Annotated in this window: 24 protein-coding genes; 7 read left to right on the top strand and 17 right to left on the bottom strand. The window is 71.9% G+C overall.

Annotation, left to right across the window (positions count from 1 at the left end):
* Nucleotides 1–7: 7 nt before the first annotated feature.
* On the bottom strand, nt 8–1,684 hold the full coding sequence (gene menD / locus ACWED2_RS20115) for a 2-succinyl-5-enolpyruvyl-6-hydroxy-3-cyclohexene-1-carboxylic-acid synthase (RefSeq protein WP_449691997.1): 1,677 nt from the start codon (nt 1,682–1,684) through the stop codon (nt 8–10).
* A gap of 57 nt (nt 1,685–1,741) precedes the next feature.
* Here menD and ACWED2_RS20110 point away from each other — a divergent pair, with 57 nt between their 5' ends.
* From ACWED2_RS20110 to ACWED2_RS20095, 4 genes are all read left to right on the top strand, one after another.
* Nucleotides 1,742–2,665, top strand: a complete 924-nt coding sequence (locus ACWED2_RS20110; protein WP_449691996.1) for a 1,4-dihydroxy-2-naphthoyl-CoA synthase — start codon at nt 1,742–1,744, stop codon at nt 2,663–2,665.
* Between the two features lies 1 nt (nt 2,666).
* Entirely contained in the window at nt 2,667–3,776 is a 1,110-nt protein-coding gene (gene menE / locus ACWED2_RS20105; RefSeq protein WP_449692091.1) for an o-succinylbenzoate--CoA ligase, read from the top strand.
* A gap of 66 nt (nt 3,777–3,842) precedes the next feature.
* Entirely contained in the window at nt 3,843–3,980 is a 138-nt protein-coding gene (locus ACWED2_RS20100; protein ID WP_449691995.1) for a hypothetical protein, read from the top strand.
* Nucleotides 3,981–4,063: 83 nt separating this feature from the next.
* Nucleotides 4,064–4,936 carry a 1,4-dihydroxy-2-naphthoate polyprenyltransferase gene (locus ACWED2_RS20095; protein WP_449691994.1) on the top strand — a complete coding sequence of 291 codons (873 nt, stop codon included), beginning with the start codon at nt 4,064–4,066 and terminating at the stop codon, nt 4,934–4,936.
* Here the strand turns inward: ACWED2_RS20095 and ACWED2_RS20090 are convergent.
* From ACWED2_RS20090 to ACWED2_RS20080, 3 genes are read right to left on the bottom strand one after another with little or no spacing between them, the layout of a single operon-like run.
* Entirely contained in the window at nt 4,933–6,015 is a 1,083-nt protein-coding gene (locus ACWED2_RS20090) for a PLP-dependent cysteine synthase family protein (RefSeq protein ID WP_449691993.1), read from the bottom strand. The two genes, ACWED2_RS20095 and ACWED2_RS20090, sit on opposite strands and share 4 nt — an antisense overlap.
* A complete protein-coding gene (locus ACWED2_RS20085) occupies nt 6,012–6,299 on the bottom strand; it encodes a DUF4229 domain-containing protein (protein ID WP_449691992.1) in 288 nt (95 codons plus the stop codon). Before ACWED2_RS20085 ends, ACWED2_RS20090 begins: the two co-directional genes overlap by 4 nt.
* Before the next feature lie 11 nt (nt 6,300–6,310).
* A complete protein-coding gene (locus tag ACWED2_RS20080; protein ID WP_310967891.1) occupies nt 6,311–6,784 on the bottom strand; it encodes an Lrp/AsnC family transcriptional regulator in 474 nt (157 codons plus the stop codon).
* A gap of 277 nt (nt 6,785–7,061) precedes the next feature.
* On the opposite strand from ACWED2_RS20080, the gene ACWED2_RS20075 reads away from it, so the two are divergent.
* Nucleotides 7,062–7,274 (top strand): BldC family transcriptional regulator, encoded by a 213-nt coding sequence (locus ACWED2_RS20075; protein WP_086837800.1) that lies wholly within the window; start codon nt 7,062–7,064, stop codon nt 7,272–7,274.
* 146 nt (nt 7,275–7,420) lie between these two features.
* Nucleotides 7,421–7,606, top strand: coding sequence for a hypothetical protein (locus ACWED2_RS20070; RefSeq protein WP_449658874.1), 186 nt, complete (start codon nt 7,421–7,423; stop codon nt 7,604–7,606).
* A 75-nt stretch (nt 7,607–7,681) separates the two neighbouring features.
* Here ACWED2_RS20070 and ACWED2_RS20065 read toward each other — a convergent pair whose 3' ends face one another.
* From ACWED2_RS20065 to hemL, 9 genes are all read right to left on the bottom strand, one after another.
* Nucleotides 7,682–9,028: a nucleotide-binding protein gene (locus tag ACWED2_RS20065; RefSeq protein ID WP_449691991.1), complete on the bottom strand. Its 1,347-nt coding sequence runs from the start codon at nt 9,026–9,028 to the stop codon at nt 7,682–7,684.
* A gap of 76 nt (nt 9,029–9,104) precedes the next feature.
* Nucleotides 9,105–10,073, bottom strand: coding sequence for a c-type cytochrome biogenesis protein CcsB (gene ccsB / locus ACWED2_RS20060; RefSeq protein ID WP_449691990.1), 969 nt, complete (start codon nt 10,071–10,073; stop codon nt 9,105–9,107).
* A gap of 4 nt (nt 10,074–10,077) precedes the next feature.
* Nucleotides 10,078–11,673, bottom strand: coding sequence for a cytochrome c biogenesis protein ResB (gene resB, locus ACWED2_RS20055; RefSeq protein WP_449691989.1), 1,596 nt, complete (start codon nt 11,671–11,673; stop codon nt 10,078–10,080).
* On the bottom strand, nt 11,670–12,443 hold the full coding sequence (locus ACWED2_RS20050) for a cytochrome c biogenesis CcdA family protein (protein ID WP_449691988.1): 774 nt from the start codon (nt 12,441–12,443) through the stop codon (nt 11,670–11,672). Before ACWED2_RS20050 ends, resB begins: the two co-directional genes overlap by 4 nt.
* An 852-nt stretch (nt 12,444–13,295) precedes the next feature.
* A complete protein-coding gene (locus ACWED2_RS20045; protein WP_449691987.1) occupies nt 13,296–14,057 on the bottom strand; it encodes an aminoglycoside phosphotransferase family protein in 762 nt (253 codons plus the stop codon).
* Between the two features lie 21 nt (nt 14,058–14,078).
* Nucleotides 14,079–14,450 carry a hypothetical protein gene (locus ACWED2_RS20040; RefSeq protein ID WP_449691986.1) on the bottom strand — a complete coding sequence of 124 codons (372 nt, stop codon included), beginning with the start codon at nt 14,448–14,450 and terminating at the stop codon, nt 14,079–14,081.
* Between the two features lie 89 nt (nt 14,451–14,539).
* On the bottom strand, nt 14,540–15,106 hold the full coding sequence (locus tag ACWED2_RS20035) for a TlpA family protein disulfide reductase (RefSeq protein ID WP_449691985.1): 567 nt from the start codon (nt 15,104–15,106) through the stop codon (nt 14,540–14,542).
* Entirely contained in the window at nt 15,103–15,729 is a 627-nt protein-coding gene (locus ACWED2_RS20030) for a histidine phosphatase family protein (RefSeq protein WP_449691984.1), read from the bottom strand. Before ACWED2_RS20030 ends, ACWED2_RS20035 begins: the two co-directional genes overlap by 4 nt.
* Nucleotides 15,726–17,027 carry a glutamate-1-semialdehyde 2,1-aminomutase gene (gene hemL / locus ACWED2_RS20025; protein ID WP_449691983.1) on the bottom strand — a complete coding sequence of 434 codons (1,302 nt, stop codon included), beginning with the start codon at nt 17,025–17,027 and terminating at the stop codon, nt 15,726–15,728. The genes ACWED2_RS20030 and hemL overlap by 4 nt, the downstream gene beginning before the upstream one ends.
* Nucleotides 17,028–17,086: 59 nt before the next feature.
* Between hemL and ACWED2_RS20020 the strand changes: the two genes are divergently transcribed.
* Nucleotides 17,087–17,563, top strand: coding sequence for a TspO/MBR family protein (locus tag ACWED2_RS20020; protein ID WP_449691982.1), 477 nt, complete (start codon nt 17,087–17,089; stop codon nt 17,561–17,563).
* On the opposite strand, the gene ACWED2_RS20015 is transcribed toward ACWED2_RS20020, so the two are convergent.
* From ACWED2_RS20015 to ACWED2_RS20000, 4 genes are read right to left on the bottom strand one after another with little or no spacing between them, the layout of a single operon-like run.
* On the bottom strand, nt 17,560–18,087 hold the full coding sequence (locus tag ACWED2_RS20015) for a hypothetical protein (protein WP_449691981.1): 528 nt from the start codon (nt 18,085–18,087) through the stop codon (nt 17,560–17,562). The two genes, ACWED2_RS20020 and ACWED2_RS20015, sit on opposite strands and share 4 nt — an antisense overlap.
* 9 nt (nt 18,088–18,096) lie before the next feature.
* Entirely contained in the window at nt 18,097–19,299 is a 1,203-nt protein-coding gene (locus tag ACWED2_RS20010) for an ABC transporter permease (protein WP_449691980.1), read from the bottom strand.
* Nucleotides 19,296–20,009, bottom strand: a complete 714-nt coding sequence (locus ACWED2_RS20005) for an ABC transporter ATP-binding protein (protein ID WP_449691979.1) — start codon at nt 20,007–20,009, stop codon at nt 19,296–19,298. The genes ACWED2_RS20010 and ACWED2_RS20005 overlap by 4 nt, the downstream gene beginning before the upstream one ends.
* Entirely contained in the window at nt 20,006–21,289 is a 1,284-nt protein-coding gene (locus tag ACWED2_RS20000) for an efflux RND transporter periplasmic adaptor subunit (RefSeq protein ID WP_449691978.1), read from the bottom strand. Before ACWED2_RS20000 ends, ACWED2_RS20005 begins: the two co-directional genes overlap by 4 nt.
* Nucleotides 21,290–21,320 lie beyond the last annotated feature (31 nt).

Genomic DNA, 21,320 nt, shown 5'->3' with positions numbered 1-21,320 from the left:
GTTGACGTCAGCCCGCGGAGACGGCCGCGGACACCGCGGCGCGCAGGCGGGCGTGCAGGTCGCGGTGCCGCGCCCGGTCCACCCGCACCTCGACGACCCGCAGGCCCGGCGCGGGCGCCAGCGCGGCCCGGAACTCCGTCAGCGTCTCCGCGACGACGTGCGGGACGCGGTAGCCGGCGCACAGCGCGCCCAGGTCGGCGCCGTGCGGGGTGCCGAAGACGCGTTCGAAGCTGGCCGAGTGCTCGGGCGCACCCTGCTCGAGCAGCGAGAAGATGCCGCCGCCGTCGTCGTTGAGCACGACGATCGTCAGGTCGGGACGCTGCTCCGCGGGCCCGGTCAGCAGCCCGGACGCGTCGTGCAGGAACGTCAGGTCGCCCAGCAGCGCGTACGACGGCCCTCGGTGCACGTACGCGGCCCCGATGGCCGTCGAGACCGTGCCGTCGATCCCCGCGACGCCGCGGTTGCGGTGCACGAGGACGTCCGGGCGCAGCCGGCCGGCCAGCGCGACGTCCCGGGTCGGGTTGGACGAGCCGACGACCAGCAGCGAGTCCGGCGGCAGCGCGTCCACCAGCTCGGTCGCCACCCGCAGCCCGCTGGGCCAGGGCTCCTCGGCCAGCGTCGACGCCACCGCGGCCGCGGCCGCCGCGTCGGCCCGCCGCCAGCTGGCCAGCCACTCCGGGTCGGCGGGCTTGGTCGGCTCGTCGAACCACTGCCCGACCTGCCGGACGTTGTGCGCGGGCGCCGGCCAGTCGGAGTCCGGCCGGACCAGCAGGACCTCGACCGAAGCGTCCGAGAGCACCTTCTGGATCTGCCGGAACACCGTCGGACGGCCCAGGCAGAGCACCTGCTCCGGCTTGTGCTTCGAAATGAACTCCTCGACGCCCAGCAGCCACGCGCCGGACGAGATCGCCGTGCCGCCGGACAGCCCGATCCCGCCGGTTTCGGAGATCACCGGCCAGCCGTGCTGCTCGGCCCACTCGCTGGCCGCCTGGACGCCGGTGTCGCACGCGATCACCAGGCCGTGGCGCGCCGAAGGCACCACGAACGACGGCAGCGCGCCGAAGTCCGGCAGCTCGGTCCAGCGGGACCCGTCCGCGCGGCCGTCCAGGGACTCGTACCACTCGCCGTCGTCGTCGAGGTCCGGCACGAGCGGCTCGCGGAACGGGATGTTGAGGTGCACCGGCCCGCAGCGCCACTCGCCGTAGGCGGCGTTCCAGGCCCGGCAGATCTGGCTGCGCCAGTACGAGTTCTGGCCGGCCCGCCGCTCGGCGACGGCCAGCTCGTCGAAGTAGCGGATCGCGTCGCCGTAGAGCTGGTGCTGGTCGATGACCTGCGACGCCCCGGCCGCGCGCAGCTCGGGCGGCCGGTCGGCGGTCAGCACGATCAGCGGGACACCCGCGCGGTCGGCCTCGAGCACCGCCGGGTGGAAGTTCGCGGCCGCGGTGCCGGACGTGCAGAGCACGGCCACCGGACGGCCGGTGCGCGCGGCGATGCCGAGAGCGAGGAAGGCGGCGCCGCGCTCGTCGATGCGGACGTGCAGCTGGAGCTTCCCGGCCGCCGCCGCGTCGTACAGCGCGATCGACAGCGGCGCGTTGCGGGAGCCCGGGCAGAGGACGACGTGCGAAACGGTGTTGCGGACGAGCTCGTCGACGATGACCCTGGCCTGCGCGGTGGAAGGGTTCACCGGCAGGCTCCTGCCTCATCGAGATCGTTCATGTCCACACGTCCTATCCTCGCAAACGTGGATGACGCCCGAGTTTCCGAGCTGTTCGATCCGGCCGCGTGGACCGAGGTCGAAGGTTTCGCCTTCACCGACATCACCTACCACCGCTCCGCCGAGAGCCGCGGCGGCAAACGCGTCGTGCGCATCGCGTTCGACCGCCCCGAGGTGCGCAACGCCTTCCGGCCGCACACCGTCGACGAGCTCTACCGGGCCCTCGACCACGCCCGGATGAGCGCCGACGTCGGCTGTGTCCTGCTCACCGGGAACGGCCCGTCGCCCAAGGACGGCGGGTGGGCGTTCTGCTCCGGTGGTGACCAGCGTATTCGCGGACGCTCCGGGTATCAGTACGCGAGCGGGGAGACCTCCGACACGGTCGACCCCGCGCGGGCCGGCCGGCTGCACATCCTCGAGTGCCAGCGGCTCATCCGCTTCATGCCGAAACCGGTGATCGCGGTGGTGCCGGGCTGGGCCGCGGGCGGCGGGCACTCCCTGCACGTCGTGTGCGATCTCACCCTCGCCTCGGCCGAGCACGCGAAGTTCAAGCAGACCGACGCCGACGTCGGCTCGTTCGACGGCGGCTACGGCTCGGCGTACCTGGCGAAGATGGTCGGCCAGAAGTTCGCCCGGGAGATCTTCTTCCTCGGCCGGGAGTACTCCGCCGAGCAGATGCACCAGATGGGCGCCGTCAACGCCGTCGTCCCGCACGCCGAGCTGGAAAAAGAGGCGCTGACCTGGGCGTGGGAGATCACCCGCAAGTCGCCGACGGCGCAGCGGATGCTGAAGTACGCCTTCAACCTCACCGACGACGGCCTGGTCGGCCAGCAGCTGTTCGCCGGCGAAACCACCCGGTTGGCCTACATGCAGGACGAGGCCGTCGAAGGCCGGGACGCCTTCCTCCAGAAGCGCGACCCCGACTTCAAGGACGTCCCCTATTACTACTGAGCTGCTCCCGGTCCACCTCGACGGCTCGCCCGAAGCGCTCGAGACGCTGACACGAGCCATCGCGGCCGCGCTGGGCGGCGGCCCGGCCGTGCTGCCGTTCACCGACCCCGCCCTGCGGGACGCGATGACGCCGGACGAACCCGCCGAGCCGGGCACGGCCGTGGTCATCGCCACGTCGGGCTCGACCGGCGCGCCGAAGGGCGTCCTGTTGTCGGCCCGCGCGCTGACCGCGTCCGCCGCGGCCACGCACGCGCGGCTGGGCGGGCCGGGGCACTGGCTCCTGGCGACGCCGGCGCACTACATCGGCGGCCTGCAGGTGCTGGTCCGGTCGCTGCTGGCCGGGACCACCCCGGCGCTGCTGACCGGCACCGGCTTCCGCCCGGACGACTTCGCGGCGGCGGCCGCGGCTCTCGACGGCGGCCCGCGGTACACGGCGCTGGTGCCGACCCAGCTGGTCCGCCTGCTCGACGACGGTGGCGCGGGCCTGACCGCGGCGAAGACGTTCGACGCGATCGTGGTCGGCGCGGCGGCGACCCCGCCGTCGCTGCGGGAGCGCGCCGCGGACGCCGGGGTGCGGATCGTGCCGGCGTACGGGATGAGCGAGACGGCCAGCGGCTGCGTCTACGACGGCGTCCCCCTCGACGGCGTCCGCGTCGACCTCGGCGGCGACCGGATCCGGATCGCCGGTGACGTCCTCGCGCACGGCTACCGGCTTCGGCCGGACCTGACCGCGGAGTCCTTCGCGGACGGCTGGTTCACGACGTCCGACCGTGGCGTTCGCCACGCCGACGGCCGCATCGAGGTCCTCGGCCGGGCCGACGACATGATCAACACCGGCGGTGTGAAGGTGTCGGCGACCGCGATCGAGCGGTGCCTCGGCGCACAGCCGGGCGTGCGGGACGCGTGCGTCGTCGGCGTGCCGGACCCGGAGTGGGGCGAGGCCGTGGTGGCCCTGGTCGTCCCGGACGGTGAGCACGGAGACCTGCGCGCGGCGGTCCGCGCGGAACTGGGGGCCGCGTCGACGCCGAAGCGCATCGAATTCGCCACGGAACTGCCCCTCCGGGGTCCAGGGAAGATCGACCGGACGGCCGTGAAGGCCCGTCTTCGGTAGCGTTTACGCCGCTGAATGGCGGTACGGCGTTGACACGCACGGGACGCGCCCGCTTGGCTACTCACCATGACGCGCTGGTTCAGAACTGCACTCATCGCCACGGCCGTCACGCTGGGTGTCTTGGCACCCGCGAGCGCGGCTCTCGCCGACGGCGTGGACCCCAACAGCGGGTCGCTCGTCTGGCAGCTGCCGACCTCCGACTGAGACGTCCGGGGCTTCGCCGCCTGGAACCGAAAGACTTCCCGGGTTCCGGCTCGCCCGTGATCGTCATGGCGTTGAATGACGTCATGGCGAGCTTGAGCGAGTGGATCGAAGGGGCCCGGCCGCGGACGCTGCCCAACGCGGTGGCGCCGGTGGTGGCGGGTGTCGGCGCGGCGATCGCGCTCGACAGTTTCTCCTGGTGGCGTTCGGCGCTGGCGCTGCTCGTCTCGCTCTCGCTGATCGTCGGCGTCAACTACGCCAACGACTACTCCGACGGCATCCGCGGCACGGACGAAAACCGCGTCGGCCCGCTCCGGCTGGTCGGTTCGAAGGTCGCCGCCCCCAAGGCCGTGCTGACCGCCGCACTGGTCTCGCTGGGCCTCGCCGGGGTGCTGGGGCTGGTCCTGGTGGCCGTCAGCGGGCACTGGTGGCTGCTGGGGATGGGCGCGCTGTGCATCCTCGGCGCGTGGTTCTACACCGGCGGCAAGAAGCCGTACGGCTACTACGGCTTCGGCGAGATCGCCGTCTTCGTGTTCTTCGGACTGGCCGGCGTGCTCGGCACGGTGTACGTCCAGGCGGGCCGGGTCAGCTGGGCGGCGCTGGCCTGCGCGGTCGCGGTCGGCTGCTTCTCGACGGCGGTCCTGACGGCCAACAACCTGCGGGACATCCCGACCGACATCGAGTCCGGCAAGCGCACCCTGGCCACCCGCCTGGGCGACAAGGGCACCCGGCGGCTCTACCTGGCGCTGGTGTTCGTGCCGTTCCTGATCAGCCTGTCGTTCGTCTTCACCGGCTATTCGGTGGCCGCGCTGGCGGCGCTGACCATCATCGTGCTGCTCCCGGCGGCGGGCGCCGTCCAGGCCGGCAAGAAGGGCCGCGAGCTGATCCCCGCGCTGCGGGACACCGGCCTGGCCATGCTGCTGTGGGCCGTGGTCGCCGCCGTCGGCCTCAACGTCTAGCTCTCCGCGACGAACTTCCCGGTGGCCAGGAACTCCTCGAACAACGCCATGTGCGGCGCGATGTCCAGGTTCTGCTGGGCCAGCCACTCGTCGTTGTAGTAGGTGTGCGCGTACCGCTCGCCGCCGTCGCACAGCAGGGTGACGACGCTGCCCGCCTGGCCGTCCTCGACCATCCGGGAGATGAGCCGGAACGCGCCGTAGAGGTTCGTGCCGGTCGAGCCGCCCGCCCAGTGCCCGGTGCGCTCGCGCAGCAGCCGGATGGCCGCCAGGGACCCGGCGTCGGGGATCTGGAACATCTCGTCGATGACGCCGGGGACGAACGACGGCTCGCACCGCGGCCGCCCGATGCCCTCGATCCGGGACGGCATGCCGGTGCCGTAGTCCAGTGCGCCGGTCTCCCAGGCGCCGTAGAACGACGAGTTCTCCGGGTCGACCACGCACACCTTCGTCGTGTGGCGCTTGTAGCGGACGTACCGCCCGAAGGTCGCGCTCGTGCCGCCGGTGCCCGCGCCGACGACGATCCACTTCGGGATCGGGTGGCGCTCGGAGCGCATCTGCGCGAACACCGACTCGGCGATGTTGTTGTTGCCGCGCCAGTCCGTCGCGCGCTCGGCGTAGGTGAACTGGTCGAGGTAGTGCCCGCCGCACTCGGCCGCGAGCCGCTCGGCCTCGGGGTACATCGCCGGGGCCTCGTCGACGAAGTGGCACTCACCGCCGTAGAACTCGATGAGCGCGACCTTCTCCTTCGACGTGCGCCGCGGCACGACGGTGATGAACCGCAGGCCGAGCATCCGGGCGAAGTAGGCCTCGGACACCGCGGTCGAGCCGCTGGAGGCCTCGACGAGCACGGTGTCCGGCCCGATCTGGCCGTTGACCAGCCCGTAGAGGAACAGCGACCGGGCCAGCCGGTGCTTCAGCGAGCCGGTCGGGTGCACCGACTCGTCCTTGAGGTACAGGTCGATGCCCCACTCGGGGGGCAGCGGGAAGACGTGCAGGTGCGTGTCCGCGCTGCGGTTCGCGTCGGCCTCGATGATCCGGACGGCCTCGCGGACCCAGCTGCGGCTGTGCGGGCGGCTCACTCGGGCTGCCCGGCGGCGTCGCCACGCAGCTGTGCGCGCAGCTCGGCCCGGGCGCGGGCCCGCTTCTCGTTGCGCTTCGCCAGCCCGGCGGTCACGCGGGCGTTGAGCGAGCGGAACAGCAGCAGGCCGAGGGGCAGGCCGACGACCAGGCCGATCAGCAGGGCGACCAGCAGCGGTACCCCGGTCAGGGACAGCGCCCACGCGATCACCCCGACCAGCACGAACCGCGCCAGCAGGTACAGCGTCAGGTCACGGGCCAGCTGCGGGGGCTTCTCGTCGCTCACATCAACGCAGGCTACGCCCCGCCCGGCCGGTCCTTCTGCAGGCCCGCGTTGTTCGGGCGGCCCTCGAACCGCGTGGAGAGCACCACGGTGGTGTTCGTCCGCCCGACGCCCGGGATGCGGCGCAGCCGGCCGAGCGTGCGTTCCAGCTCGTCGACGGTCGGCACCCGCACCTTGACGACGAACGCCTCGTCGCCGGCCACCGCGTAGCAGCTCTCGACCTCGTCGAGCTCGGCGAGCGCGTCGGCGACGTCGTCTTCCGTCGCGGTGTCGGTCGGGTGGATGCTGACGAGGGCGGTGACGCCGAGGCCGACCGAGCTCGGGTCGACGACCGCGTGGTAGCCGGTGATCACGCCGGCGGCTTCCAGCTTGCCCACGCGCTCGTGCACCGACGACGCGGACAGGCCGACGGCCCGCCCGAGGTCGGCGTAGGTGGCCCGTCCGTTGATGCGCAACGCTGCGATGATCTTCCGGTCCAACTGATCCACGGGATCACTCTATGCGGTTGGACAATCCCCCATTGGCACCACGCCTCGCGGCCGGTGGCCACAGAAGTGGCGTCTTCCCACGTCAGATCACCGCAGGGTAGTTACCGAGGATAAACAACCTGTCCGTTTTGACCTTTAAGGGCTCTTTACTCAGAGACAACCGTTCGAGTACCCGACGGGTGAAGTGCAACGATTGCCTCGTTGGCTACCCCGGCGCGACGGGCAGAAGGGCCCGGACGCCTCCGGTATAGCAGTGAGTTCGTTAAGGAGGCGGAAAATGACCGCGACGATGGGCGGACGCCTGCTCACCCCTGGCGAGGTGGCAGCGCTGTTCCGAGTGGACCCGAAGACGGTGACGCGGTGGGCGACCGCGGGGCGGATCGGCTCGATCCGGACCCCGGGCGGGCACCGGCGGTTCCGGGAGTCCGAGGTGAACGAGCTCCTGGCCGAGCTGACCACCGACGCCAGCGAACCGGCGCGCACCGCCTGAACCATCCGGACGCCAGGGCCGTGTCGGGTACGGGAACCACCCCGTCCCCGGCACGGCCTTCGTGCATCACCGGCCCGGCTTCAGGCCCATCACACGGCCGGACCGGTTAACCTCGGGGGACAGGCAGCCATACGGAAGGATCCGGCATGCTCGCTCTGCTCGCGGCGGTCGGCGCGCTGGTCGTCGCCCTGCTCCTGTGGCGGTCGTTCGCCGGCCAGCGGGTCGGGGTGCCCTCGGCTCCGCGCCGCGCCCCCCTCGCCCCGGACGACGATCCCGACTTCCTGCGCCAGCTGGCCGAACAGCAGCGCAAACGCCGGGACGAAGACCTTTAGGAAGCCCTTTACCTTCGCCGCGCCGCTCGTGAGTGGTAATTCGGGTTCTAACCCGAATTACCACTCACGACGTGGTCAGCGGTAACCCTGGGAGAGCGGGGTGGCGAAGCCGTCGGCGACGGTGGCCGCCAGCTCCAGCAGGGCCAGGCGGGTGTCGCCGGAGAGGCGATCCAGCTCGATCTCCGCGCCTTCCTCCAGGTGCGGGTCGAACGGCACCTTGCAGACCGCCCGGACCTTCGCGCCGAAGTGCGCCGACAGCTTGTCGAGGTCGACCGAGCCGCCCTTGGGCCGGACCGAGTTGATCACCGCCACCGAGCGCTTGACCAGCTCGCCGTAGCCGTGGGCCTCGAGCCAGTCCAGCGTCGCCGAGGCGCTGCGGGCACCGTCGACCGAGCCGGACGACACCACGACCAGCGCGTCCGCGACGTCCAGGACGCCCTTCATCGCGGAGTGCATCAGGCCGGTGCCGCAGTCGGTGAGCACGATGTTGTAGAAGTGCTCCAGCAGGTTGACCGTGCGCCGGTAGTCGTCCTCGGAGAACGCCTCCGACACCGCCGGGTCCTGCTCGCTGGCCAGGATCTCCAGTCGGCTCGAACCCTGGGACGTGTAGGACCGGACGTCGCTGTACCGGGTGATGCGGGCGGCATCACGCAGCAGGTGGCGGACCGTCGCGGTCGTCTCCAGCGGGATCTTCTGCGACAGCGTGCCGCGGTCCGGGTTGGCGTCCACCGCCACCACGCGGTCGCCGCGCAGGGACGCGAACGTCGAGCCCAGCGTCGTCGTCACCGTCGTCTTGCCGACACCGCCCTTGAGCGACAGCATCGCGATCTTGTAGCACCCGCGCAGCGGCTGGTTGACGCGGGCGATGAGCTCCCGGCGGCGGGTGTCCGCCGGGCTCTCCCCCGGGTTGACCAGCTTCCCGGAGCCGACGTAGAGCGCCTTGCGCCAGCCGGACTGCGGGGGTCGCCTGGTCTGCTTGACCAGGTGCGCGGTCGACAGGTCGTGGCCGTGGCCCGGCTGCGGCGGCGCCGCGTGCCGGCCGCCGCCCTGGGGCTGCGGGAGCCCGGACGGCTGCTGCTGCGGGTACTGGGCGTGGGCCTGGTACTGCTGCGCCGGGTCGCCGTACTGCGGCTGCAGCGGCGGGAGGTTCTGGTCGTAGCCGTAGGGCACCTGGTGCGGTCCCGAAACGGCCGGGTTGGGCACCTGGTGCGGCCCGGACACGGCCGGGTTGACCTGGTGCGGGCCCGAAACGGCCGGGTTGGGCGGCGGCGCCACCGCCTGCGTCGGCTGCACGTCGAACGCCCCCGACGTCTCGGGGTGCGGGTGCGAGTCCGTCCGATCGTCGGCGAACAGGCCCGCGCCGACGGCGGGTTCAGCCTGTTCGCGGTGGCCAGGAGCCGATTCTTCGCTGGGTCCGGTCACCGGTGAAACCTCCACGCACTCCGCCTGACACTCTGCTCCCCCGGTGTCGACGGTAGTCGGCGTTCGCGCGGGATGCTCAGCCCACCCCGGCGTAGGAGTGCAGGCCCGCGGTGACGAGGTTCACGAAGAACAGGTTGAAGACGATCGCGGCGAACCCGACGATGTTGATGGCCGCCGCGCGGGCCCCGCGCCAGCCCGCGGTCGCCCGCGAGTGCAGGTAGGCCGCGTAGACGACCCAGGCGATGAAGGCGACGGTCTCCTTGGGGTCCCAGCCCCAGAACCGGCCCCACGCCGACTCGGCCCAGACCGCGCCGCAGAGGACGCCGAAGGTGAACACCGGGAAGGCGAAGATGGTGGTCCGGTAGGCGATCCGGTCGAGGACGTCGGCCGCGGGCAGCTTCGGGGCGAACCGCGCGAACCTGGTGTTGTCCTTGTCGTGGGCCGCGCGGAAGAGGTAGAGCACGCTGGCCACGCCCGGCACCAGGAAGACGCCGGAGCCGATGATGGCCGCCGAGACGTGGATGACCAGCCAGTAGGACTGCAGCGCGGGCTGCACCGGCGCCGCGATCGTGTACAGCATCGTGCCGTTGATGAACATCAGGATCACGACGGGCAGCAGCAGGAAGCCGGTCAGGTGCCGGACCGGGAACTTCCACATGACGACGATCCAGGTGACCACCGTGATGAAGGTGACCGCCATGCCGTACTCGTACATGTTGCCCCACGGCGCGCGGTGCACGGCGAGGCCGCGCAGCACGATCGCCGACAGCTGCAGCAACGCGCCGAGCACGAGCAGCGACGCACCCATCCGGCCGATCCGCTCGGGGCGGCCGACCTCGCGCTGCGCGGCCGGGGCCTCCTCGACCGGCGGGCCGCCGGCCCCGACGAGCTCGCGCGAGCGCCGCTGGGCCCGCTCCATGGCCAGCCGGCCCTTGGCGCCGAAGCCCTGCTCGATCAGCGTCATCATCAGCGCGACGACGTAGATCGCCGCGGCGGTGGTGTAGAGCCAGTCGCTGTAGGTCGACAGCGTCTCGTTGATCGGCATTGCCTCAGCCCTTCTGCCCGCTGATCAGGCGTTCGCTGACCCGCTGGAACTCTTCGCCGTACCCGGCCTGGTCGGTGCGGGCCAGCCCGGCGACCTCGATCACGGTACCCGGGTCGTCCTCGGTCCCCGGTTTCACCCGCACCCACAGCCGGCGGCGCTTGACCAGCAGGGACGCCCCGAGGCCGAGGAACATCGCGATGGCGAAACCGAGCACGAACCCCTGGGTGGGGTCGTGGGAAACCTGCAGCGAGACCCACTGGCCGACGCCGTCGAAGCGGACCTTCGTGCCGTCGTCCAGCTTGATCTCCTGGCCGACCTTGAGGTTCTCGCGGGCGACCTTCTTCAGCCTGCCGTCCTGCACGAGCGACTGGTCGACCTCGAACACCGACTGGCCGCGCCCGGCGTCGAGGCCGAGGTCGCCGCGCAGGACGTCGACGGCGACGGCGGGGTCCTTCGCCTCGGGCGCCGACGACGTCAGGACGTTGCCGTGCAGGAACGCCGTCGGGGCGAACAGGCCGGTGATGGCCAGCTGGCGGGTCCGCCGCTGCACCTCGTCGGTGATGCCGGGCTGGTCGAACTTCGTCGCGCCCTCGGCGAGCATCGTCGTCGGGTCGACCGTGCGCCACTGGGTGTTCTGGGTGCGCTGCGAGCCGTCCGGGAAGGTGACGGTGAACTTCGGCGAGTAGCCGTGGCCGAGCAGGTAGACGCGGTCGCCGGCGGTGCGCAGCGGCGAGTTGACCTCGAGGCCGTACGGGCGCCAGGTGTTCGTCTCGAGGTCCGGGCCGGACTGGTACTCGATGTTGGAGTGGTAGTAGTCCGGCTGGCCCGACTCGGTGTAGCGCGCGGTGAAGTCGTTGACCTTCACGCAGAACGGGTTCAGGTCGGTGCCGTCGACGCGCAGGCCGGCGTTGAAGGAGTCGTAGTTGTAGATGCCGGCGTTGCAGAAGCTGTCGCCGTTCGCCTGGACGATGACCTGGCCCTCGTAGCCGAAGAGCTTGCCGAGGGCGAAGAAGACGATCAGGCCGAGCATGCTGAAGTGGAAGACGAGGTTGCCGGTCTCGCGCAGGAAGCCGCGTTCGGCCGAGATCGTGCGGACGCCGCCGGCTTCCTCGCGCTCGACGCGGCGCCACCCGGAGAGCTGCTTGTGGACGGCCTCGATCTCGGCAGCGACGTCGGTTTTGCCCCGGCCGAGCCGGTAGTGCGGCATCCGGGCGAGGTTCCGCGGGGTGAGCACCGGCTTGGCGCGCATCGCCTTGACGTACTCGAAGCTGCGCGGGGTCAGGCAGCCCACGAGCGAGACCATCAGCAGCAGGTAGATGGCCGAGAACCAGATGCTGGAGTAGACGTCGTAGAACTCGAGCTTGTCGAGCAGCGTCCCCCACCAGCCGTGGGCGGCGATGTACTGGTCGACCTTCGGCGCGTTGAGCTTCCGCTGCGGCAGGAGCGCGCCGGGCAGGGCGGCCAGCGCGAGGAGGAAGAGCAGGACGAGCGCGGTGCGCATCGACGTCAGCCCGCGCCAGGTGTTGCGCAGGAAGGCGAGGCCGCGTTTCGCGGGCGTGGGCCCCTGGGGGGTGACCGGAGGCGCCTCGGTGGTCGTCACAGCGGCAGCTCCAAGTTGAGCGCGAACTCGTTGCGGAGCCAGCCCATCAGATCTCCCCAGACGCCGGTGACCAGCAGGAGGCCGACGACCAGCAGCAGCGCGCCGCCGAAGATCTGCACCTGGCGGCCGTGCCGGCGGACCCAGTCGGTGGCGCGCACGGCCCAGCGGGCGCCGAGCGCGATGAGCAGGAACGGCAGCCCGAGGCCGAGGCAGTAGACGGCGATCAGCAGGTACCCGCGGGCCGCGGCGCCGCCGGTGGCGCTGGCCAGCGTCATGACGGCGGACAGGGTCGGGCCGATGCACGGCGTCCAGCCGAGCCCGAAGATCGCGCCGAGCAGCGGAGCGCTCCAGATGCCGCCGCGCGGCACGTGGTGCGAGCGGACCTCGCGCTGCAGGCCCGGGATCCAGCCGAGGAAGACGAACGCCATGGCGATGGTGAGCACCCCGCCGACGCGCTGCAGGGCGTCCTGGTTGAGGGTGAGGGTCGCGCTCAGCCAGACGAGGGTCCCGAGCGTGGCCACGAAGACGACGGTGAACCCGAGGACGAACAGGAGCGCGGCGCCCACGACCGCCCACCGGCCCCGCTTGCGCTCTTCATCGGCCCGCACGGCGGGCGCATCGGCCCCGACGAGCGCGGCGAGGTAGGCGAGGTACCCGGGCACCAGCGGCACGACGCACGGCGAGGCGAAGGAGATGGCCCCGGCGAGCAGCGCGACACCCGCGGCGAGCAGCAGCGGCCCGGAGATCGCCAGCTCGGTCACGGAGTTCACCCCGTTGAGGGTAGGCAGTGAGGTCCTGGTGAGAACGCCGGGGCCGCTTCACAGGACCTCGGTCACAGCGGTTCAGGACCTTCGTCCTGCTGGTAGGGGCGGTTCCGGGCGATTTCCGGCCCCCGGGCTTTCGGGAATCCGGCCGCCCATCCACAGCCCGGCCGAGTTGTGGATGACTCCGCTGCCCGGCGGGTTTGCCGGCGGGTTCTGTCGTGCCCCGCCGATAAACTGGACCGGGGCGGTCCCCCAAGGGAAGGGCGGGTGCTGCCCGCCCGCTCGCGCCCGGCCGGATAAGCCAGGCCGATGGCGCCCGGCGGCGCCGGCTGGACCAGCCACCAACCCGACCGCCCCGCGGCGCTGCAGACTCTGCATCCGGCCGGACGACCGGTCCCCCTCGGCAGCGCGGCCGGCGAGGTTTGCCCGGTGCCCCGGCAGCGCGGCCGGCGAGGTTTGCCCGGCCCCCTCGGCCGCCCTGCGCAGCCGGTCGCTGCGGATCGCCAGGCCAGCGGCGCCGGCTGGACCAGCCGGTCCTGTGCCACCCGCCCGCGCCGGCCGGACCAGCCAGGCCAGCGCCACCAACCCACACCGCCCCCGCGGCGCTGCGGACCCTGCATCCGGCCGGACGACTGGTCCCCCTCGGCAGCGCGGCCGGCAGGGTTTGCCCGGTCCCCCCGGCCGCCCTGCGCAGCCGGTCGCGCGGGACCACGGCTTCCCGAGCTGGCCGAAACTGCAGGTGGCCGGCGGCGCCGGCTGGATCAGCCGGTCCGGTGCCGCCCGCCCGCGCCGGCCGGACCAGCCAGGCCAGCGCCACCAACCCGCACCGCCCCGCGGCGCCGGACCTGGCGGGGGAGGTCATTCGCACAGGTGCCGGTGGGTCCGGCTCCACTCGACCCGGGCGGCCAGCTCGTCCAGGTACCCCTCGGCCACCCAGCGGACCTGCGGCTGGTGCCCCTGCTCCGCCGCCCGGCGGACCTCCTCGAGCCCGGACCGCTGGCCGTCGAGCACGGCGTCGACCAGCCCCTCCGTCGACGTCAGGCCGTACGCCTCGGCGAACACCGCCACCCGGCGGCGCCGGTCGGGCGGCGCCGGGTAGCGGAGGCTGCGGACGCATTCGGCGTCGTCGCGGAAGGGTGCCACGTACTCCAGCGCGTACGCGACGTCGTGGAGCCGGGCCGCGGGCCGGGCGTAGTCCCAGTCCAGGATCCCGACCGGCCGATCGCCCTGCCAGACGACGTTCCACGGGCCGAAGTCTCCGTGGCAGACCACTTCACCGGTGCCGGTGCCGGTGAACCACGTGAGCTCGCCGGCGAGCCCGAAGCCGGCCACCGCGTCGTGGTAGCCGCGCAACAGCCGGGCGAAGGCGGCCAGGCCACCTTCGCCGACCACCTTGGCCCACCCCTGCGGGCCCGATTCGCCAGCCAGGTGGGTGAGCACCTCGCGGCCCTCGTCGTCGATGCCCAGCACCCGCGGCGCTGCCGCGAAACCGGCTTCCTCCAGGTGCCGGAGCAGGGCGTGGACCGCGGGTGTCCACGGGTGCACCGGGCGGCGGACCGTGTCGCCGATGCGGACGACCCGGCGGTGTGGCTCGTCCTGGAGCAGTTCCTCGGTCGTCACCCGGCCACCCCCGGCAAGCCGTCAGAAGTGGAGCTCGCCGCCGTCGGCGAACCTCCCGTTCACGCTGGGACCGTAGTTGCCGTACTCGCCCGTGTTGAGCTCGGACTGGCCGTTGCTGGTGACCGTTTCGTAGGTCGTGTACGGATAGCAGCAGCTGCCGATCGACAGCTTGTCGCCGTACCGGGCGCCGGAGAGGTTCGCGTGCACCTGGTTGTTGGCGGTGTTCAGCCACAGGCGGAGGGCGCGGCCGTAGCCGGTCCGCTCCTTGAGCAGCGTGAACCCCTGGACGGCGACCGGCGCGGACGCCGCCGTGGTCGAGGCCGAGGCAGGCATCGCCACGGCGGTGGTGGCGGCCGCCGCGATCAGCACGGCGGCCGCGGTCTTCTTCAGCATGGGTCGTCCCCTTGGTCGAGCCAAATGATCAAGGAGAAATTTAGCCGAGAAACCGGCCACTTCGGTGGAAAACCGGCAAAAGCGCCCGATCAGGCTTCCGCGGTCAGCCGCTGCGTCACCGGGCGCAGGTCCTGGGCCAGCACCGGCCGCAGGAACACCGCCGCCACCCGGTGCTGCTTGTCCAGCACGATCGTCGACGGGATGATGTTCCTCGGGTAGCCGCTGAGCTTGAGGAGCACCCGGCCGTCCGGGTCGTAGATCGACGGGTACGTCAGCTTGCGGTCCCGGACGAAGTCCTGGGCCACCTCGCGCGCCGGGTCGCGGACGTCGATGCCCACCACCTGGACGCCCTGCTGCGCCAGCGCCTCCATCTCCGGCACCTCCGTGCGGCACGGCCCGCACCACTGGCCCCACAGGTTCAGGACCACGACTTTGCCCGCGTAGTCCGCCAGCGACAGCTGCTTGCCCTCGTTCATCAGGTCTTCACCCGCCAGCACCGGGGCCGTCTGGCGCTCGGCGACGTCGTAGGTGATGTCGACCTTGCCGCCGGGCGAGACGAAGCTGAAGCTGCTCCCCTGCACCACCGCGTCCTTGCCCGCGCTGCACCCGGCCAGCGCGAGCGTCAGCGCCGCGAGCACCACCCCGAAGAGCTTCATGCGCCGGTCACCTTCGGGTCGGTTGCGCCCGCGGGTTCGCTGTAGACGATCTCGCGCAGCTCGTCGCCGTCGAACACCAGCGACGTCAGGGACGCCAGGGAGCACTGGCGGCGCCGCGGGTCGTGCCACAGGCGCTTGCCCTCGAGGAACCGCCGGAGCGTCCAGATCGGCAGCTGGTGCGACACGCAGAGGGCCTCGTGCCCGGCCGCCGCCTCGCGGGCCCGGTGGACCGCGCCGAGCATCCGGTGCGCGATCTCGACGTAGGGCTCGCCCCACGACGGCTTGAACGGGTTGACCAGCTTCGGCCAGTGCTTGGGCTCCCGCAGCGCGCCGTCGCCGACCGCCACCTGCAGGCCCTCGAACTGGTTGCCCGCCTCGATCAGCCCGGAATCGGTCGCGATGTCGAGCCGGTGGGCGGCGGCGATCGGGGCCGCCGTCTCCTGCGCCCGCTGCAGCGGCGACGCGACGACGTGCACGAGGTCGTGGCCCGCGACGGCCTCGGCGACCGTCAGCGCCTGCCGCTGCCCGCGCTCGGAGAGCCGGTAGCCGGGCAGTCGGCCGTAGAGGATCTTCGTCGGGTTGTGCACTTCGCCGTGCCGCAGCATGTGGACGACGGTGGTCACTGGACAGCTCCGGCCGCCGCGCGCGCCGCCGCGGGCAGAGCCGCTTCGATCACCGAGAACGCTTCGTCGTCCATCGCCGCGTTGACGAACCAGGCCTCGTACGCGCTCGGCGGCGCGTACACGCCTCCGTCGAGCAACGCGTGGAAGAACGGCGGGAAGCGCCACGTCTCGGACGCCTGCGCGCCGGCGTAGTCGCGGACCGGCGCCTCGCCGAAGAACACGCTCACCAGGTTGCCCGCGTATTGGACGTTGTGCGCAACCCCGGCTTCGCTCAGTGCGGCGCGGAAGAGGTTGCCGAGGCGCTTCGCGTTCGCGTCGAGAGCCGCGTACACGGAGTGGTCGGCCGCGCGCAGCGTCGCCAGGCCCGTGGCCACCGCGACCGGGTTCCCGGAGAGCGTCCCGGCCTGGTAGACCGGCCCGCCCGGGGCGAGCTTGGCCATCACGTCGGCGCGGCCGCCGAAGGCCGCCGCCGGCAGGCCGCCGGACATCACTTTGCCGAACGTGTAGAGGTCGCCGGCCACGCCGTCGAGGCCGAACCAGCCCGCGTGCGAGACGCGGAACCCGGTCATCACCTCGTCCATGATCAGCAGCGCGCCGTGCTCGTGGGCGATCTCACGCAGCCCGGCGTTGAAGCCGTCCACCGGGGCGACCGCGCCCATGTTCCCGGCCGCCGCCTCGGTGATCACCGCGGCGATCTCCCCCGGGTTGTCCACAAAGGATTTCCGGACCGCGTCGAGGTCGTTGTAGGGCAGCACCAGCGTGTCCGCGGCCTGCGCGCCGGTGACACCCGGCGACGTCGGCAGCCCGAGCGTGGCGACGCCGGAGCCGGCCTGGGCGAGCAGCGCGTCGACGTGACCGTGGTAACACCCGGCGAACTTCACGATCTTCGACCGGCCGGTGAACCCCCTGGCCAGCCGGATCGCGCTCATCGTGGCCTCGGTGCCCGAGTTGACCAGCCGGACCCGCTCGACCGGCCCGACCCGGCCGATGATCTCCTCGGCCAGCTCGACCTCGCCGATCGTCGGCGTGCCGAACGAGAGCCCCGACGTCGCCGCCGTGCGCGCCGCCTCGACGACCGCCGGGTGCGCGTGGCCCAGGATCATCGGGCCCCAGGACGACACCAGGTCGACGTAGCGGTTGCCGTCGGCGTCCCACAGGTGCGGGCCTTCGCCGCGGACCATGAACCGCGGGGTGCCGCCCACCGAGTTGAAGGCCCGGACCGGCGAGTTCACCCCGCCCGGGATGGCCGTCTTCGCGCGGTCGAACCATGCCTTGGACTGCTCGGTTCCAGTGCTCACCGGTCCATACTCCCAAACCCGCCTAAGATGGCGGTCAGCCGCCCGGGAGGGGACAGCCGGTGACCGAACGCGCCCAGCACCGCAACCAGTGGCTGATGCTGGCCGGGTTCCTGGGCGTCGTCGCCGTGGTGGCCGTGGTCGGCGGCCTGGCCGCAACGTCGGCGCGCGAGGTCTACGCGCGGCTCGAGCAGCCGCCGTGGGCGCCGCCCGCGTCCCTGTTCGGTCCGGTGTGGACGGTGCTGTACGTCACCATCGCGGTGGCCGGCTGGCTGTACTGGCGGACGGACGGCGAGACGCGCGGGTTCGCCGCCTACGGCATCGGCCTGCTGTTCAACCTGCTCTGGACGCCGCTGTTCTTCGAGAGCGGCGCGGCCAGGGTGGCGCTGGCCGACATCCTGCTGCTGGACGTCGTCGTGGCCGTGACGATCGTCCTGTTCGGCCGCCGGTCGAAGGCCGCCGCCGCGCTCCTGGTGCCCTACCTCGCCTGGATCCTCTACGCGACGGCGCTCAACACCGCGATCATCGTCCTCAACTAGCGGCCGGCCTGCTGCGTGATGGCCTGCGCGGCCACCGTCCCGTCGCTGCCCGCCTGGCCCTGGACGACGACCGTCGCACCCGGCTTGAGGTCCGACAGCTTGCCCTGCTGCGTGACCCCGACCGTGGTGTCGTCCGATGTGGACACCTTGACGTCGGTGCCCTGCGCGGTCTTGACGTACACCGTGGTGCCGTCGACGCGGTCGACCGTGCCCGTGGTGCCGCGGCCGCCCGCGCCGCGGAACCCGCCGCCCTGCTGGCCGGTCCCGCCGGTTTGACCGGTCCCGCCCTGGGCCCGGCCCTGCGTGCCGCCGGTCTGCCGGGCCGGGGTGGACGAACCGAACGCCGCGTGCGTCCAGGCGCCGCCGCCGAACGCGATCGCGAACACGACGAGCCCGGCCAGTACCAGCGTCGTGCGCGAAAACGGCTTCGCGGCCCGGCGCATTTCGGCGTTCAGGTCGCCGCCGACCGCAGGGCTGGCGATGACGTCCTCCGCGTTCGGCGGGGTCGTGGTGGACGAAGACATCGAAACTCCTTATTCGTGACGCAGGGCCTCGATGGGCCTCAGCTTGGCGGCCCGGTTCGCCGGGAAGCTGCCGAAGAACAGCCCGATCAGGGCGGACACCGCGAAGGCGAGCAGGATCGACGAGGGCACCACGACGGGTTTGATCCCGGAGATGGTGAACCGGCTGCCGATCACCCCGATCGCGACGCCGAGCAGCCCGCCGAACAGGCTGAGCATGGTCGCTTCGGCGAGGAACTGGCCGAGGATGGCCGAGCGCGGGGCGCCGATGGCCTTGCGGATGCCGATTTCGCGGATCCGCTCGGTGACCGTGACGAGCATGATGTTGGTGACGCCGATGCCGCCGACGAGCAGCGAGATGGCGGCGACCGCACCCAGCAGCACGGTGAACGTCTCGGTCGCCGACGTCCGGGTCGCGAGCAGCTGCTCGGAGTTCTGGATCTGGTAGTCCGGGGTGCCGCCGAGCCGGATGCCGTGGCGGGCGTTGAGGATCGCGGTGATCTCGGACTGGGCCAGCGAGACGGAGTCGGCGCTGGTGGCCTGGACGGCGATCTGGCTGAGGCTGCCGTACCCGGCGAGGGAGTTCTGGACCGCCGAAATCGGCGCGATGGCGACGTCGTCGGCGTTCTGGAGGCCGGTGCTGCCCTTGGCCTGCAGCACCCCGATCACGGTGAACTGGATGCTGTTGAGCAGGACGTTCTTGCCCACCGGGTCGGTGGTGCCGAAGATCGACTCCGCCGTCGTCGGGCCGAGCACGACGACCTTCCGCGCGGCCGTGACGTCCTCGCTGGTGAACAGCTGGCCCTGGGCTATCTCGCGGTTGGTCGTGGTGAAGTACGCCGGTTCGGTGCCGGCGACGCTGGAGATGTCGTAGGACGTCTGCCCGTAGGTCGCGGTCGCCGTCGTGTTGACCACCGGCGAGGCGGCCTTGACGTCCGGGGCGCCGACGGGGTCGACGAGCGCGTGCGCGTCCTGCACGGTCAGCGGCCGCGCGGCCGCGCCCTGGCCGCCGCCTCGCGCCGGGGAGACGTTGACGACGTTGGTGCCGAGGCCCTGGATGCTGGCGGCGATCGCCGCCGACGCGCCGTTGCCCACCGCGACCAGCAGGATCACCGCGGCCACGCCGATGGTGATGCCGAGCGTGGTCAGGGCCGAGCGCAGCTTGTTCGCGGTGAGCCCGCGCACGGCGAACCGCAGGATTTCGAGCAGGTTCACGAGACCGCCCCCACGGTGCCGGTCGTGCGCGTCACTTCGTCCGACACGATGAGCCCGTCGTCGACCCGGACGACGCGGTGCGCGTGCTCGGCGACCTCGTCTTCGTGGGTGATGACGACGATGGTGCGGCCGAGGGAGTTGAGCCGGTCGAACACACCGAGGACGTCCTCGGTGCTGCGCCGGTCGAGGTTGCCGGTCGGCTCGTCGGCCAGCAGCATCGCCGGGCCGGTGACCAGCGCCCGCGCCACCGCGACGCGCTGGATCTGGCCGCCGGAGAGCTCGCTCGGCAGGTGCTTGGCCCGTTCGGACAGCCCGACCATTTCCAGCGCCGCGAGCGCCCGCCGTCGCCGTTCGGACCTTCGAAGTCCACTGTAGACCAACGGGAGTTCCACATTGGACAAAGCGGAGGTCCGGGGCACCAGGTTGAACGACTGGAAGATGAAGCCGATCTTCCGGTTGCGCAGCAACGCCAATTGCCGTTCGTTCAGCTTCCCGACGCCGAACCCGTCGAGCAGGTAGCGGCCGGACGTCGGCACGTCGAGGCAGCCGAGCATGTTCAGCAGCGTCGACTTCCCCGAGCCGGACGCGCCCATGATGGCGACGTACTCGCCGGGCCACACGGTGAGGTCGACGCCGCGCAGCGCGTGCACCGCCGTCTCGCCGGCCCCGTAGGTCTTGCGCAGCCCGGAGACCGCGATCACCGGGTTCATCCGCGGCCGCCGAACCCGCCGCCGGCGCCGGTGCCGCGCTGGCCGCCGCCCGGGAACCCGCCGGTCCCGCCACCGGGGAACCCGCCGGTGCCGCCGCCCGTGCGCCCGGTGCCGCCGGTCGTCGGAGTCGTCGCGGTGCCGGTGAGCACGACGTTCTCACCCTCGGTCAGCCCGGAGGTGATCTGGACCGTCGACTCGCCACGCAGCCCGACCTGCACCTGGCGCGTGACGTTCTGCCCGTTTTCCTGCACGGTGACGAGGTTGGTGCTGCCGACGGTCTGCACCGCCGCGGCCGGCACGCTCATCACGTCGTCCGCTTCGGCGACGGTGATCACGACGCTGGCCGACTGGCCGGGCCGGAGCCCGTCCGGCGGGCTGGTCAGGGCGAGCTGCGCGCCGTAGGAGACGACGCTGCCGCTGGTGGTCGGGGTCAGGTTGACGCTCGACACGGTGGCCTGGATCGGCTTGTCCGGCAGCGCGTTGAGCGTCACCGTGGCCTTCTGGCCGGCCTTGACCTTGCTGACGTCGATTTCGGCGACCGAGGTGTTGACGACCAGGCCGCTCAGGTTCGTGATGGTGATGAACCCGCTGCTTCCGGACGAGGAGGACGCGGCCGAGCTGGAGTTCGACGACGAGCCCTGCCCGCCCTGGCCGCTGCCGCTGCTGCTCGACGACTGGCTGGTGGCCGAGGAGCCGCTCGAGGACTGCTGCCCGACGGTGCCGTTGATCGCGGTGACCGTGCCGGCGCCGGGCGCGTACAGCACGGTGTTGTCGAGCGCCTGCTGCGCGGTCTGGACGTCGAGCTGGGCCTGGTCGACCTTCGCCTGCGCCGAAGCGACGTTGTTGGCCGCGGTCGTCTGGGCGTTCTGGGCGTTCGGCCCGGTGGCCGGGGTGGCCTCGGCCGTCTCGGCGGTGTCGAGGCCGTTCTGGGCGACGACGAGGTTCGCCTTCGCGACTTGGAGCTGCTTCGACGCCTGTGTGCTGTCGACAGTGGCGAGCTTCTGCCCGGCGCTGACGACGTCACCGACCTTGACGTCGATCGCGGTGACCTTGCCGGCCGTCGCGAAGTTCGCCGCGCCGGTGTAGCTGCTGGCGAGGGTCCCGGCGGCCGAGACGGTCTCGGTGACCGTCGCCCGGCGCACCGGGGTGCTGCGCGACTGCGCCTGCGCCGAGCTCGGTTCCGGGCTGAATGCCTGGTATATCCCGAATCCCGCCCCGGCCAGCAGTACGACCAGAGCTCCGTTGATCACCCATGCCTTCGAGGCACGCACGCGCGTCATGCGGCAACTTTGGTGCCGCTGCTTAGCAATG

The organism is Amycolatopsis sp. NPDC005003 (genome assembly GCF_053600695.1).
This window is presented reverse-complemented; position numbering and strand designations above follow the sequence as displayed.